Origin of the sequence: Isachenkonia alkalipeptolytica, from assembly GCF_009910325.1 — a bacterium.
Taxonomy (GTDB): Bacteria; Bacillota; Clostridia; order Peptostreptococcales; family T1SED10-28; genus Isachenkonia; species Isachenkonia alkalipeptolytica.
This window is the reverse complement of record NZ_SUMG01000003.1, coordinates 197,473-210,386: the sequence shown is the minus strand read 5'-3', so window position 1 is coordinate 210,386 and position 12,914 is coordinate 197,473. Positions and strand designations below refer to the sequence as shown.

General features: G+C 41.6%; 15 protein-coding genes. 9 read left to right on the top strand and 6 right to left on the bottom strand.

What is annotated here, in order from left to right; all coding sequences use genetic code 11:
• Window positions 1-235 precede the first annotated feature (235 nt).
• The 4 genes from ISALK_RS04400 to ISALK_RS04385 form a co-directional block, all read right to left on the bottom strand.
• A complete protein-coding gene (locus ISALK_RS04400) occupies window positions 236-1,567 on the bottom strand; it encodes a DUF2812 domain-containing protein (RefSeq protein WP_160719473.1) in 1,332 nt (443 codons plus the stop codon).
• Window positions 1,568-1,737: 170 nt separating this feature from the next.
• Entirely contained in the window at window positions 1,738-2,079 is a 342-nt protein-coding gene (locus ISALK_RS04395; RefSeq protein ID WP_160719470.1) for a hypothetical protein, read from the bottom strand.
• Between the two features lie 94 nt (window positions 2,080-2,173).
• On the bottom strand, window positions 2,174-3,508 hold the full coding sequence (locus ISALK_RS04390; RefSeq protein WP_160719466.1) for a dihydrolipoyl dehydrogenase family protein: 1,335 nt from the start codon (window positions 3,506-3,508) through the stop codon (window positions 2,174-2,176).
• Window positions 3,509-3,736: 228 nt separating this feature from the next.
• Window positions 3,737-4,045 carry a helix-turn-helix domain-containing protein gene (locus ISALK_RS04385; protein WP_160719463.1) on the bottom strand — a complete coding sequence of 103 codons (309 nt, stop codon included), beginning with the start codon at window positions 4,043-4,045 and terminating at the stop codon, window positions 3,737-3,739.
• A gap of 487 nt (window positions 4,046-4,532) precedes the next feature.
• On the opposite strand from ISALK_RS04385, the gene ISALK_RS04380 reads away from it, so the two are divergent.
• From ISALK_RS04380 to ISALK_RS04345, 8 genes are all read left to right on the top strand, one after another.
• Window positions 4,533-4,883: a DUF3221 domain-containing protein gene (locus tag ISALK_RS04380; protein ID WP_160719460.1), complete on the top strand. Its 351-nt coding sequence runs from the start codon at window positions 4,533-4,535 to the stop codon at window positions 4,881-4,883.
• 692 nt (window positions 4,884-5,575) lie between these two features.
• Entirely contained in the window at window positions 5,576-6,070 is a 495-nt protein-coding gene (locus ISALK_RS04375) for a Na+/H+ antiporter subunit E (protein ID WP_160719458.1), read from the top strand.
• The gene (locus ISALK_RS04370; RefSeq protein ID WP_160719456.1) at window positions 6,067-6,324 is read left to right on the top strand and encodes an MrpF/PhaF family protein; all 258 of its coding nucleotides are present in this window, start codon (window positions 6,067-6,069) and stop codon (window positions 6,322-6,324) included. Before ISALK_RS04375 ends, ISALK_RS04370 begins: the two co-directional genes overlap by 4 nt.
• Window positions 6,321-6,644 carry a cation:proton antiporter gene (locus ISALK_RS04365; RefSeq protein ID WP_160719435.1) on the top strand — a complete coding sequence of 108 codons (324 nt, stop codon included), beginning with the start codon at window positions 6,321-6,323 and terminating at the stop codon, window positions 6,642-6,644. The genes ISALK_RS04370 and ISALK_RS04365 overlap by 4 nt, the downstream gene beginning before the upstream one ends.
• A 91-nt stretch (window positions 6,645-6,735) precedes the next feature.
• A complete protein-coding gene (locus tag ISALK_RS04360; RefSeq protein WP_160719432.1) occupies window positions 6,736-7,266 on the top strand; it encodes a Na(+)/H(+) antiporter subunit B in 531 nt (176 codons plus the stop codon).
• The gene (locus tag ISALK_RS04355) at window positions 7,259-7,960 is read left to right on the top strand and encodes an MnhB domain-containing protein (protein WP_160719429.1); all 702 of its coding nucleotides are present in this window, start codon (window positions 7,259-7,261) and stop codon (window positions 7,958-7,960) included. Before ISALK_RS04360 ends, ISALK_RS04355 begins: the two co-directional genes overlap by 8 nt.
• Window positions 7,961-8,299, top strand: coding sequence for a sodium:proton antiporter (locus tag ISALK_RS04350; RefSeq protein WP_160719426.1), 339 nt, complete (start codon window positions 7,961-7,963; stop codon window positions 8,297-8,299).
• A complete protein-coding gene (locus ISALK_RS04345; protein WP_160719424.1) occupies window positions 8,296-9,891 on the top strand; it encodes a complex I subunit 5 family protein in 1,596 nt (531 codons plus the stop codon). Before ISALK_RS04350 ends, ISALK_RS04345 begins: the two co-directional genes overlap by 4 nt.
• 470 nt (window positions 9,892-10,361) lie before the next feature.
• On the opposite strand, the gene ISALK_RS04340 is transcribed toward ISALK_RS04345, so the two are convergent.
• Window positions 10,362-11,627 (bottom strand): anti sigma factor C-terminal domain-containing protein, encoded by a 1,266-nt coding sequence (locus ISALK_RS04340; RefSeq protein WP_160719422.1) that lies wholly within the window; start codon window positions 11,625-11,627, stop codon window positions 10,362-10,364.
• Entirely contained in the window at window positions 11,617-12,123 is a 507-nt protein-coding gene (locus ISALK_RS04335) for an RNA polymerase sigma factor (protein WP_160719420.1), read from the bottom strand. Before ISALK_RS04335 ends, ISALK_RS04340 begins: the two co-directional genes overlap by 11 nt.
• 174 nt (window positions 12,124-12,297) lie before the next feature.
• Between ISALK_RS04335 and ISALK_RS04330 the strand changes: the two genes are divergently transcribed.
• Window positions 12,298-12,813: a hypothetical protein gene (locus ISALK_RS04330; RefSeq protein ID WP_160719418.1), complete on the top strand. Its 516-nt coding sequence runs from the start codon at window positions 12,298-12,300 to the stop codon at window positions 12,811-12,813.
• Window positions 12,814-12,914 lie beyond the last annotated feature (101 nt).

Sequence of the window (12,914 nt, the reverse complement as noted above, 5' to 3'; positions counted from 1 at the left end):
TTGGAAATTGCCCGACTATGTAACACTGAATCCAATGAACGAAGAAGAGTTGATTGAACATTCGCAAAATATTTAAATATTATACATAGATAAAAACTTTATGCGACAACTATGTTGACAAACACCGTTCTCGCAACTAAGAGTTGCAAAGGAATATCATGACACCCATCTCGACCTGTTTATCTGTTGGTTTGGCATCGATGTTATCCCTCCTGTAGTCAATTCGTGTCTGGTTCTAAAAAAATATTTGGTTTACCCCATCAATAAAATCGGGGTCGGAGAAATCCGGAATTCCCCGAAAACGAAGCACCTTTTCTCCCTTTAACAGCAACAGGGTGTTTTGATTCTCATGGTAGGCAATCCGGTCCACCTTCCATAGATGGTATAGTTCATGGTCAGGGCTCAGCTCCTCCATTCTTTTTGAGGATCCCACATGGGAATGCCTCGAAGCATTAAATTCCTCCAGGATGTCATGATAGATAAAGGCTGCAATCCGTTCATGGGCTGCCTGATGATAGGCATAACTGAATGTTTTTTTCTCAAAATAGTAATACGCTTCATAACTGATCGGGAGTAGCAAACTCTGATTCCGAATATAATGGGGAGTCTTTTCTCCTAAGTTCTTCATGTATTCCCATTCTTCTTCTACTAAACGGGGATAATCCTCAGGTAGCCGGGGCCGGTTTTGATCATGAAAATCCATCGTGGGATAATAGGCCATAATCACGAAAACGATCGTTCCAACGGCTAAAGCCAGATACAAGAAAACCTGGCTTTGTTTATCGGATTTTTCTTGTGTCAAAAACTTTAGCACTTGAAGGATGACCAAACTCATTACAAGGCCTAAAATAAGACTCATTGCAATAGTATTCCCACCAGTAAGATCCATAGCCACGGCCGTCAGCAGGATAACAGCTAACAATAGCTGTAAACCGTTTACAATTCCCCCTTTTTTTCTTGCCTTTCGATAATCAAGGCTGCCAAACACTTCCCCTTTTTTTACACTCTTTTTCATCCGGTACCGCCAAACCAGCAAATAGACCAGATGGATTGAAGCTGCCACAAGAATCAAGGGGAGTACCATTACAAAAATAAGTGCGGTATTGCTTTGCATATGTTCAAGACCTACGGGGTAAAAAAAATACATAAAGACTGAGCATAAGGCTAGAATATAAAGGGTCCCTGCCAGTTGTTTTTTCCATAGAGATGAGTTGAGCATCCGCTTTTCCCTATCCAAATCCCTGTGCTCCGGTAGGGGCCGCTCTTCCTTTTCACTGCAAAAAAACAGTAAATGTCCTTTGGCGTCAATATACCTCCATCCCGCCTCCTCCATAAGGCTCCGGTACTCCTTCGCCCCTTTGCTGTTTTCGCTGAACCAGAGTCCGGCTTTTTCCAATACATTCACGGTAAAGTGAATCCTCTTCGGCGAAATTCGATCAAAGGTTGCAAAGTTTCCATTGATCTTTCTCAACATCCAGCCCTTTGCTGCCATGTCTTCCAGATAGCTTTCCATGGCTTTATAATCCAAGTCCAAAAAATTCCACAAAAATCCTTTGCTTTTTCCCATTCTACCCCAACCCTTCCTAAATAGTTGATCTTTTCCGTCGTCGTCAGATCATTTACTTTCCCCTACCTACTTCTTCGTTACGCCGTTCCGTTTTTCCTGCTTATTGGATTAATTATCGAAAAAAAAAGAACCTTCTCCTAAAAAAGACAAGGTTCTTTGAACGATCCATTTTATATATTTTGTTGCTCCACATTAAAATGTTTTTTTAGTTTCGCAATTTTATCCATATAATCTTTAGATGAATATCCATTTTCCTTTAAATCATACAGGTAATCCAGATACTCCTCGTATTTTTCCCTCTTTTTTCCATCATTTAAATATTGGGCTTTCATTTCTTCAAACTCTGTTTGGTCTATTATTTCTATTTCCCGAAGTTTTTCCAATCCGGAAATTTTCTCCTCCACCGATGGTTCCTGCTGGTGTTTCAAATTAATCAGTAAGGGTCTGACCGCTAAGTAAGCGGCAAAATAAACAATTACAAACATTACTACAATCTCTATTAAAAAATACACTATTTTACCTCCTTTGGGTTTAACCTCACGCGGGGACGGTTTGGTGTGAGATTTTCAAGTCCTCCCCCTGAGCGTTCTAACAGGGTCATGTTTATCAAAGTGCTTCTTTGATGATTTCTGTCATGGTTGGATGGGCTAGAGGTAAATCTTTGATTACTTTAACAGGAATGTCCTGGTGGCATGCCAAAACGCCTATAGGAATTAGCTCTGCAATGTTATCCCCGGCAAAATGCATACCCAGGATTGTCTGTTTATCAGCATCGACCAGGATCTTGACAAACCCTTTTTCATATCCCAGACTCAAAGCCCTCATATTTTCGGAGAAGTACCCCTTTTTGACCCGGTAGTTAAGCTGCCTTTCCCTGGCATCGCTTTCTCTTAGGCCTACACCGGAAAGCTGGGGATCTGTAAAACATACATAACTCATCCCTTTATAGCTTACAGGGACCTTTTCCCCGGCAATACTCCCGGCTGCTGTTTTACCTTCGAGGATGGCAGCGTTTGCCGAAGTGATCCCGCCGATCACATCTCCTATAGCGTACACCCCTTTTTGTGAAGTCTCCATATACTCATTCACTTTAATCCGATTGTTTTCACCCCAAACAAGCTCGAGTTTTTCTATCCCCCTTGGCAGCACCGGATTGCTTGCCCCGGTTACCAGCAAAGCATCTGTCAGCAACTTCTGACTGGTCTCATCAGCTGTATTCTTGCAAATCACTTCCAGCTTGCCCTCTTCATTATATTGGCACTGGGTAAGCGTAGAATTGGTTTTGACTTCGATCCCCTGTTTTTCAAATTCTTCCTTCAAAAATTGGGCTTGATCCGGGTCACACATCGGCATAATTCCATCCCCCTGTTCCAGAATTCTAACCGCTGCCCCCATTTTTTTAAACAATGTGGCAAATTCACATCCTTCAATATTTCCTCCTAGGATCACCACATCTTTTACATTCAGCCATTTCCCTGACAAAACATCCTTATAGGAGATGATGCCCCTGCTCTCGTCCAGCTGCAGGGCCATTGGTGAAGAAGGTTCAGAGCCCGTGGCCACTACAAGATTTTCTCCCGTTAAAGCCGTTGTTTCGCCATCAGCCACAACCCTTACTTCCTGTTCAGAGATGATTTCTGCTTCACCATAGTAGATCTTCACCCCTGCTCTCTCCAGAGAACTTTCCCAGCCCTCTTTTGCCTTTTGCATTCTGATCCCCAGGGTTTTTAAGCTTTCGGCCGGATTCACAGGATTATTTCCGGCTTTGTTTTTAATGATTTCATCAAGCATGATCTTCATGGGTATGTATCCTTTACTTATCGGAGCCCCGCCGGAACCGCCTTTTTCAACCAGGGCAACCTTCAGTCCACGCCCGGCTGCTTCCATGGAACATGCCTTACCGCCAGGACCTCCGCCAATTACTATCATGTCATATTTCATTTTTTCACCACCTCATTTTTTTTACCTCACAAAACCACCGTCTCATTATGAGGTAACACTCTCTTTTTTTCCATAATATTTCTCTCTAACTACTTCTATTTCGACCTTCAAAATTCCTTCCTAGTTATGGCAATATTCCCAAAAAATTTTATTACTTCTATATAAGCTTGTTCTTTTCTCCAAAAGCAAAAAACCTGCCGCAACCGTCACAGCAGGTTTAACCTATTATTATTTTGAAATTATATGATACCGGTTCAGCGATTCGGGATCTTCTTTCAATATTGTCATCATTCGACGAGCGGGTCCGGTAGGTGCATTGGTACCTCTTTCCCATGCTTCAACGGTTTTAGGTGTCACTCCAATCACTTCTGCGAATGTTACTTGGGTAAGTTGCAAGTACTGTCTTATTCTTTTGATCTCATCTTTTGAAAATTCTTGAGCCGGCGAAATACTTACTTTTCGACGTCGGCCCTTAATTTCCCCATTGCTGATCTTAATCGCTTCATCGAGTCCTTTTAACACACTATCAAAATCCATTATTTTTCCTCCTCTCGCCAGCAGACGCTTTTAACTGCTCAATCATTTTTCTGATGGTTGCTTTATTTTCCTGAGTCAGATTATCTTTTTTGCTTTTAGGGTACGTGATAATTAGGTACCCATTTTGTTCCAGGTTTTATCGAATTCAGGAGTCATTATAAATTCTCTAATCACTCACACACCTCCAAAGCATTTCATAGTTATATTTTACCCTATTAAATAGGGTATGTCAATATAAATTAACGAGAAAGAATCATGGGGAAACCTACGTAAACCCCTATTACACCTTGCAATACCCTGAAGACTATACCGTTCAGGAAGAAGATATGGAGATAATGATCAGCACCCTATTCATGGATGAAGAGGAAGAAAAAATGATCGAATCCTTAGAATTTCAAAAGTAAATATATTGGAACTTTTCGGTAAGCTTTTCGTCTAACAGATATACGGTACTTAAGAGGAACCAATCATTCAGGAGGGTTTGATGATGAAGATAAAACTATTTGCAGCACTGAGTCTGTTACTGATGGCGACGCTAATCCTTGCCGGCTGCGGCAATCAGGATCCGGATAATATCAACGACGAGGTCCAGGAGATGCAGTTCGAAGGTGTTATTTTGGAGATTGACGAGGATTCCATCCTGGTGGAGCCGGCGGAAGGAGAAAGCATTCGAAGCAGCGCCGACCGGGTGATGCTGAGCAGAAGTGCGCTGGACGCTGAGGAGACCGAGGATTTGGATGAAGGGGATAAGGTACGGATCTTTTTCAGGGGCGGCGTGATGGAGAGCTATCCCGCCCAGGTGGGAGACTTGGAAAGAATTGAGCGGATTGACGAATAAATCTGCAAAGAATAGATCACCCGGGGACGGTTTTGTGCTTTTTTCAAACAATGCCATCATTTGTTCAGTGCATCAGACAACTTTATTTTACAGTTTGGATTAATTTCGTTTTACAGTTTGGTGCAAGTTAATTACCTCACGCCGGCTTGTAGGGGTCACTCTACGCCGTCCCCTTGTGAGCGAAAAACCCCTTTTCCTTCCACAAAAAAAACGGACCTGTTGGCCGGTTACGCTACTCACTCATCCATCGCTCGGATCGTCCATATCTGGCGATGAAATCTTCGTTTCCAGTTCTGTATACACCGGAATATATATTTGTTCTATTTATACCACATATGCTTGATTCTTAACAAACAATTTGAATATTCTCCTCATTGATCTGCCTCACAAAATAACAGTCCCATTGTGAGCATGACAAACACCCTCCTTCGGAACGATTGAAAACGGAAAAAACGGGTATGACGTTATACAAAGTATTTCATGGGGGCCCTCAGTATGTTTACTGTGGATCAGGGCCTGGGTTTTGCAAAGCCGTAATTATCGATGAAAAAAATAAAATGTTGGCCCGGGATTATCTCTGGACCGAAGTGGATCCCATTAACAAGATGAGAAATTGATTGATGCCCGGGGTAATAAATGGGACCGGGGACGGGTGATTTAATGACGACTTCGAAAATGAAGGGGGTATAATCATGGATAAAAAAATTTTTCAATTAAAGCTCTTTGGATTTATGCTGGGGGTTTGGTTGATTTTTTCCCTTAGTCTTACCCCTAGCAATATTGTTATTGGAGGCCTGTTTTCCTTATTGGTGGTGTTATTATCGAAGGGGGCCTATTATCATGAACAGGGCTCTTTTTTTACCCTCCCCTCCTTTTGGCTTCTATTTCGTCACAGCTTCCGACTTATTTTAGATATGTACTATTCCGGATTTTGCCTTTTGGTGACCATTATCAAAGGCAATGATGACCCCATTATTTTTTCCATGGACTTGGAGAATAACAATTTATTTATCACCACCTTGATTGCCAACTCCATAACCCTTACTCCGGGAACCATCACCTTGGATCAGCGGCGAAATCGCCTGTTGGTTCTTTCAGCCAAAAATGATTTTCAACAGGGTAAAACCATAGAAAAAGATATTAAAACCCGACTGCAACAGCCCTTTTTAAAAGGAGGGATTCGATGATCGATTTTACCATTTTCCTTCTTCTCCTGGCGATAGGAGTCATCAGTATAAAATTCATTTTCAGCCCTACGATTTGGGAACGGATCCTGGCGTTAAACCTGATCAGCGGAAAAACCGTTTTACTGCTTTTGTTGATCGGTTTGCAGCGGGATAATTTCTTTTTTCTCGACATCGCTCTAACCTTTTCCATTGTAGGTTTTCTAGCCGTCACTTTGATTACCCGATTTCTGATGGAAGGAGGCCGCCAAAAATGATCAGCAATTTTTTTCTCATTATTTCCTGGGTTTTTTTGATCTTCGGGGTGATTGGCCTTTTTCGCTTTCAAAGCATCTACTTAAAAATTTTAGTGGCCTCTAAGATCGACACCGTTGCCTTCTTCTCTATTATTCTTGCCCTGGTGTTTCGGATCGGCTTGCAGTGGGAAACTTTGAAGCTATTAGTAATCCTGCTTTTTTTCCTGATCACCAACCCCTTAAACAGTCAGTTCATCGGGCGCTCTGCATTAATCAACGGAATCCCTTTAAAAGCTAAGGAGAATCCTTCAACGGACTACAGGGCGGAAAAAGAGTCTTAAAAAACTCCGCAAACTAAACGACCTTCCTAAGAAGACTAATCTTTCGATCCGAAAACCAACCGGTCAAAAGACCAAAGCGAGGTGCAACACGATGTATCTGATACTCTATGGTCTAATCATTTTCTTTATCATCATTATGCTTCGGGAAAAGGAATCCCTTCGTTTGATTATTTATTTCGCCGTTTTTTCCCTGCTGATGTCGGTGCTTTATTTTCTTTACCACGCCTATGACGTGGCCCTAGCGGAAATCGCCATCGGCAGCGCCCTTTTGCCGCTGTTTTTTATCATTGCCTTGGGAAAGCAGAAAAACTTTGTAGTGGTCAGCCGGGTGGAAGATGGGTTTTTCAGTGAAAAGGAAGACTCCCCGGGGTTTAAACTCCTAAAACGGTTTACGAATTCCTTTAATCTGACTCTGGATATTTTTTTCGAGCATCATATGCATATCAAAGGAGCTTTTCGGGAACGGAATGTGGATTTGATCATTGTCAAAAGTCACCGGGACGGTAAGTACATATTTATCATGAAAAAAAGCAGCGTTCTTCACCATAAATTACAGCGTCTGCTTCTCGAGGATCCTCGCATTCGATTTGAGGTCGTAGAGGAGGATGAAATTTATGATTAAGAAACTGATGCTGCTGTTGATGTTCGGTTTTATTTTTCTTTATGCCCTTACGGCTACGGCACCCTTAGCAGATTCTTTCCCGGAAACCTCCATTGGCGAGACCGTAATCCACCGGGGCTATGACGAAACCGCATCCAAAAACCTGGTGGCTGCGATTTTGTTGGATTATCGGCTTTTCGATTCCATTTTCGAAGCGGGAATCCTTCTGATTTCCGCAGCGGGGGTGCTATATATGTCCCGCTCCTCCGGTTTTTCAAAACCTTTCCCCCGGGCAAAGGAAGCCGCAGTACCGAAGGACAGCGACAGCATTCTTGCGGTCAGCCGAATACTTTATCCTTTTATGCTGCTCTTCGGATTTTACATTATCGTATTTGGAGATCTCAGCCCCGGAGGAGGCTTTCAGGGTGGCGTCATCCTGGCTACCGCCCGGTTAATTTCCGTATACATTCCGGAAAAGGCTTCGGAAAATACCGATCCCTTGAACCGACTGGAAAAAATCCTGTTTTTATGCCTGTTAATTCTGGGGTTCATCAGCTTATTTACCAGAGGCACTCCCTTTACCAACTTCTTTTCCGGGTCTGTGGATCCGGAATTTCGAAGATTGTTTTTGGTCTTACTGAATCTTTTAATCGGACTGAAGGTCTCTTCGGGTTTAACCATTATATTTATCCGATTTATAAAGGAGGGAAAATAGATGTTGCAGCTCTCATTAATTCTACTGATGATCGGTCTGGGGCTTTACGGTTTGGCCACCAGTCGTCACTTGATCAAATCCATCATATTTCTTAATGTGCTGGAGGCCGCGGTGATTCTTTTTTTCCTTCGCCTGTTTTATCTGCCGGAAGGCACCGCTCCGATTATCACTTCCCTAGGAGGGGAAGCGGTGGACCCTCTGCCCCAGGCACTGATGATTACCACTATTGTTATCGGCGCTTCCGTAACCGCTTTAGCCTTGATGATGAGCATTAAAATCTATCACCAGTACGGTACCCTGGATTGGAAGATTCTTTTGGAAAAGGAGGATAATCAATGAGTTATTATCCCCTTTTTGCAATTCTGATTCCGATTATTTTCGCCATTGTCATTTATCTGATGAATAACCCCAAGGGTAATCTTTTAGCCTTTATTGCCCAAGGAGCTCTGCTGGTTGCAGGGATTCGTTACTTTCCCTTTTATCTGCCGGAAGGAGAGTATTATCTCGTCCTCGGAGCCTTCGGCGATAAACTCAATATCACCTTAATTTCCAATACCCTTACCTACGGCTACGGGCTATTATCGGTGGTGTTATGGTTCTCGGTAATCCTTTACAGCTGGCCCCATCAAAAACAGTCTTCAAGTTATTACTTCTTTTTATTATTTTTACAAGGCGTGTTTATGGGCATTGTCCATACCCACGATTTTTTCAACCTGTTTCTTTTTATTGAAATTGCAACGATTCTTTCGGGTATATTAATTATTTACAAAAAAGACGGCCCTTCCTTAAGAGCCGGTATTTACTATATCGTTTTTAATACCGCGGGAATTTTATTGTTTCTGATCGGACTCAGTATGCTTTACCGTTTGACGGGGACCCTTCATATGGGTCGGGTACAGGAAGCCTTATCGGACATGGATCAGGACCCCACGGTGATCTTGATATTTGTCTTGATGTGCGTATCCATGGGTGTGAAATCCGCCTTTTTTCCGGTGTACAACTGGCTGCCCCGGGCCCATAGTGTGGCCACCAGCAGTATCTCCGCTGTGCTTTCGGGAATCATGGTAAAAAGCGGAGTCCTGGGATTATATAAAATCCAGCAGGTCTTTCCTATGGAGGCCTATAAAGATTTTTTCATTTTCCTGGGAATGATCACCGCACTGTGCGGCTTGTTTTTCGGGATCAGTCAAACCAATATCAAACGCTTGCTGGCCTTTAGCACCATTTCCCATATCGGATTTATCGTCATGGGCCTCAGCTCTTTGGCAGTCCCTACATCGGAAGGGGTTTCCGGAGCCATGGTGCATATTGTCAATCACGGATTTTTGAAGATTTTATTATTTTTAGGGGCGGGTTCCATCGTTAGAAATTATAAAACCTACGATCTTGATAGGATCCGGGGGGTTTTGCACCGCATGCCCATCGTGGGCAGTGTGATGATCTTTGGAATTTTATCCATTATGGGAACCCCAATGCTTCTGGGCTATCAGGGAAAATCCTTAGTCGGGACTATTCTTCGGGATCAACCGCTGTTTTACTTCGGCTATCATGTAATCAACCTGGGCACCATAATTCTGTTTGGAAGACTTTTGCAGATTTTCATTCCCCGCGGCTCCCTAACATCTCTAGCCGTCAGTATTTATGAACGGCTCGCCCTTGGAATTCTGACTGCAGGGATTGTGTTTTTAAATCTGTACCAATTGATTTTTCCAAACTTCGGAGGGCTGCACTTTTACGGGAAACCATTTTCCCTGGGAGCCTGGAGCTTTTTTCTGCTATATCTTGTGAGTGCCTATTTTCTTATCCGTCTTTTTCCCCTTACTTCCTCCTTTTTTCGAAAAGTACGGGGCTTTGAACTCTCTTTTCAGGCGGCAAACTACATGATGGTGGTCTTTATCTTTTTAATGCTTTTATGGTCGGTCCCGCTTTGAATCTAAACTTCATTTCATTTTTACAGAATCTTTCCCGGAAGCTTTTTGATAGGGCCTAAGATTTATTGGGGACCTCACGCGGGGACGGTTCTGTTGAGAGATTTTCATATAATAAAAGTATTTCTTTGGTCCATCGAGCAACATAATTCTAAATAATGAACTCTAAATTGAGACTTCTAATAAATTATGGAAAACCATTTATTGAACTTTCTTCAAATATGATTGTCGGTTTCAGTACTCATATAATCAGAAAAAATGATCAATTATATGCTCTATACGTTTGTATTGCTACCTCACAAAAGAATCGTCCCTCTGTGAGCTCGTAATGATACGGGCGCTAAGATTTTCAAAATAATGAACTGGTTTACTCCTCCGCTTAGCGTATTCGATTTCTAATCTTGTACTCTCTCCAATGTTATTGTACCTCTTGGAGGGGTCACACTAAACCCTTCCTCTGTCCTATTTCTTATTTAATAAATAAAAGGTCTTGAGGGCAACACTTGGTCAATGGTTAAGGATTTTACATTGGATGAAGTCCCATCAAAATAATCCAGTAAATCTTCCGCTTCTCCATAGACCAAAACTCCAAAACTGTGTACCCCATTCTCCTCAATGTACTCCACGGCTTCCTCGTAGTAGTCAGTTTTTTCAGGTCCAGCATCGAAAATCTTCACAAATTCCGGCCGATCCCGTAAATAACGCAACCTCGATAAATAGTGAGTTTCATAAATTTCCGGATAATCTTCCATAGAGATAGGCTCATTATTTGGATTAATATCTCCTATGTTAAAATATGGATATTCATTCCAATCCGGTCGGTAGTCACCAATTAATTCACTTCTGAAGTCCGGAGTAAAGCCCGTTAAATAATTCAGTTGATGGGGTTTTGCTTTTTCCGGATCATAGGTGCGTACGCCTACCCATCCAATATCGATATCTGAATACGCTCTACTCATTTCATAAATTTCTTCCATTGATAGATCTTCATGGAAAGTTACATAACTGGATACAAATGATGCGGGGTTTAGTTTTTCTAAATGTTCTATCATTCTTTCATTCGTCGCGTCCTGTGTATCTTTATTATAAGATTCAGGGTTTACAGCTACATTGAACCCGCCTAAGAAATCCCTTAAATAATAGATACTGTCAAAGTCATTTTGCTTTCCGTCTCTTATCTGGCGCATTTGAAAATAATTTCGTTCTTTAGTAACATTATCTATTAGAAGATATTGTAGTTCATACTCCCCAAAACCTAAAGATTTTTCATTTAAAGTTCCCACAACCGAATATCCGGGTTTATTGAGACTTACATAAGCTGCAAAATCAAAAGTGAAATCCGATATCGGATAATCTCCATCCTCGATTTGGTTCGTAGCAGTAGGATCATAGTGCATTCGATCAACGATGCTTGATACGCCATAAAAAATCCCTAGATACAGCAGGACCACTGCTAACACTGAGGCGATAATCACTTTTCCTAACCTCCGGTTAACCAGCTTTTGAATATTTTTCAGCTCCTGATATTCCACGGAGTCTTTACCCCGACTATTATCCTCATTTTGCTCCTGGGGGTCTTCCTTTTTTCCTTGATCTTTTAAAACATCTTCTGTAAACTCCTGCTCCGAAAAATAGGTTTCCATAAATTCAAATTTTTCCATTTCTTCCTCAATATATTTTCTTTCTTCTTCGGTTGCTTCTCCTGCTTGATAACGGCGAAATATTTCTTTAAAATTCATAGGTATCCTCCTTTAATCCTTTGCCGATTTTTTTACGCGCCCTATGTAATGCAGTTTTTGTATGGGTATCACTGAGGCCTAGCGTGATGGATATTTCTTTAATTTTCATCTCTCCGTAATAATACAGATAGAGTACCTCCCGGTATACTTCCGGTTCCAGTTGTAAAACATGATTGTAAATCCGTCGGTCCCGCTCTTTTAAAAGATAGAGATTTCCAGGACCTTTCTTCGCATCCTCCGATAAAAAGGATTCTTGGGTCGAAAAGTTTAAAGACTCGTGATTTTTTCTTTTCAAATCGATATAATAATTCTTCAGTACTCGAAAGAGCCAAAATTTAAAGGATTCCTTCGGTGTATCGGATGCAATTAAGGCTCGACAGAAGGTTTCACTGACTAAGTCCTTTGCCAAATCCTCCTGCCGACAAAGACTTAGGGCGTAATAAAAGAGCTCTTTATAATATTTTTTGTAGGCCGTCTCTAGGGCATTTGAATTCATCGGAAACCTCCTTTCATTAAATATACGGATCAGCAGGAAAAAGGTTACAGTTCGATAGACAAATAATGCAAAGTCGTTTTTAATCCCGATACAATGATGAAATTTTTTTTTTGCCCTAAGCCCTTCTTATGATAACATATAAAAAAGGCAGCAATAAAAACGAGGAGGTTTATTATGAAAAAAAACACATGGCTCTTGTTACTTATTCTTCTTATTACGGTTCTAGTGGTCACCGCCTGTGGTCAAGACAACGAGAAAAAATCATGGGATACCTACGAAAACCCCTATTACACCTTACAATACCCTGATGACTATACCGTTCAGGAAGAAGATATGGAGATAATGATCAGCACCCTATTCATGGATGAAGAGGAAGAAAAAATGATCGGTATTACAATGAATTCCCTCACCGATGATTTTACGGAAGAGGAGCTCTATGCAATCTGGGATGAAGACCTGGTAGAAATGGAAGATACCCAGGATGATTTTTACTTCAAGGAAAGGGATGTTCAAGGGAATAAAGCCTATGAAGTCCATTTCAATTTTTCCCGGGAGGAGAGAATTTTCCGAGTATTAACCATACATGAGGGCTTCATGTTCAGCATGGATGCGAGAGTACCCCAAGAGGCCTTTGATGATTTTCTTCCTACTCCCCAGCAAATGATCGAATCCTTAGAATTTCAAAAGTAAATATAAAAACGAATCGTAGCTCACGAAAAGGAGGACCTTGTTTATAAGTTAATGCCCGCCATAACCATTCCAGAAAAACCCTATCTGCAACAATGAAACCG

Bases quoted from the DNA above. Each gene is read 5' to 3' on its own strand.
- ISALK_RS04330 (WP_160719418.1), top strand. From the start codon at position 12,298: ATGAAAAAAAACACATGGCTCTTGTTACTTATTCTTCTTATTACGGTT.
- ISALK_RS04365 (WP_160719435.1), top strand. From the start codon at position 6,321: ATGATCAGCAATTTTTTTCTCATTATTTCCTGGGTTTTTTTGATCTTC.
- ISALK_RS04375 (WP_160719458.1), top strand. From the start codon at position 5,576: ATGGATAAAAAAATTTTTCAATTAAAGCTCTTTGGATTTATGCTGGGG.
- ISALK_RS04340 (WP_160719422.1), bottom strand. From the start codon at position 11,627: ATGAATTTTAAAGAAATATTTCGCCGTTATCAAGCAGGAGAAGCAACC.
- ISALK_RS04350 (WP_160719426.1), top strand. From the start codon at position 7,961: ATGTTGCAGCTCTCATTAATTCTACTGATGATCGGTCTGGGGCTTTAC.
- ISALK_RS04390 (WP_160719466.1), bottom strand. From the start codon at position 3,508: ATGAAATATGACATGATAGTAATTGGCGGAGGTCCTGGCGGTAAGGCA.
- ISALK_RS04370 (WP_160719456.1), top strand. From the start codon at position 6,067: ATGATCGATTTTACCATTTTCCTTCTTCTCCTGGCGATAGGAGTCATC.
- ISALK_RS04385 (WP_160719463.1), bottom strand. From the start codon at position 4,045: ATGGATTTTGATAGTGTGTTAAAAGGACTCGATGAAGCGATTAAGATC.
- ISALK_RS04360 (WP_160719432.1), top strand. From the start codon at position 6,736: ATGTATCTGATACTCTATGGTCTAATCATTTTCTTTATCATCATTATG.
- ISALK_RS04335 (WP_160719420.1), bottom strand. From the start codon at position 12,123: ATGAATTCAAATGCCCTAGAGACGGCCTACAAAAAATATTATAAAGAG.
- ISALK_RS04380 (WP_160719460.1), top strand. From the start codon at position 4,533: ATGAAGATAAAACTATTTGCAGCACTGAGTCTGTTACTGATGGCGACG.
- ISALK_RS04345 (WP_160719424.1), top strand. From the start codon at position 8,296: ATGAGTTATTATCCCCTTTTTGCAATTCTGATTCCGATTATTTTCGCC.
- ISALK_RS04400 (WP_160719473.1), bottom strand. From the start codon at position 1,567: ATGGGAAAAAGCAAAGGATTTTTGTGGAATTTTTTGGACTTGGATTAT.
- ISALK_RS04355 (WP_160719429.1), top strand. From the start codon at position 7,259: ATGATTAAGAAACTGATGCTGCTGTTGATGTTCGGTTTTATTTTTCTT.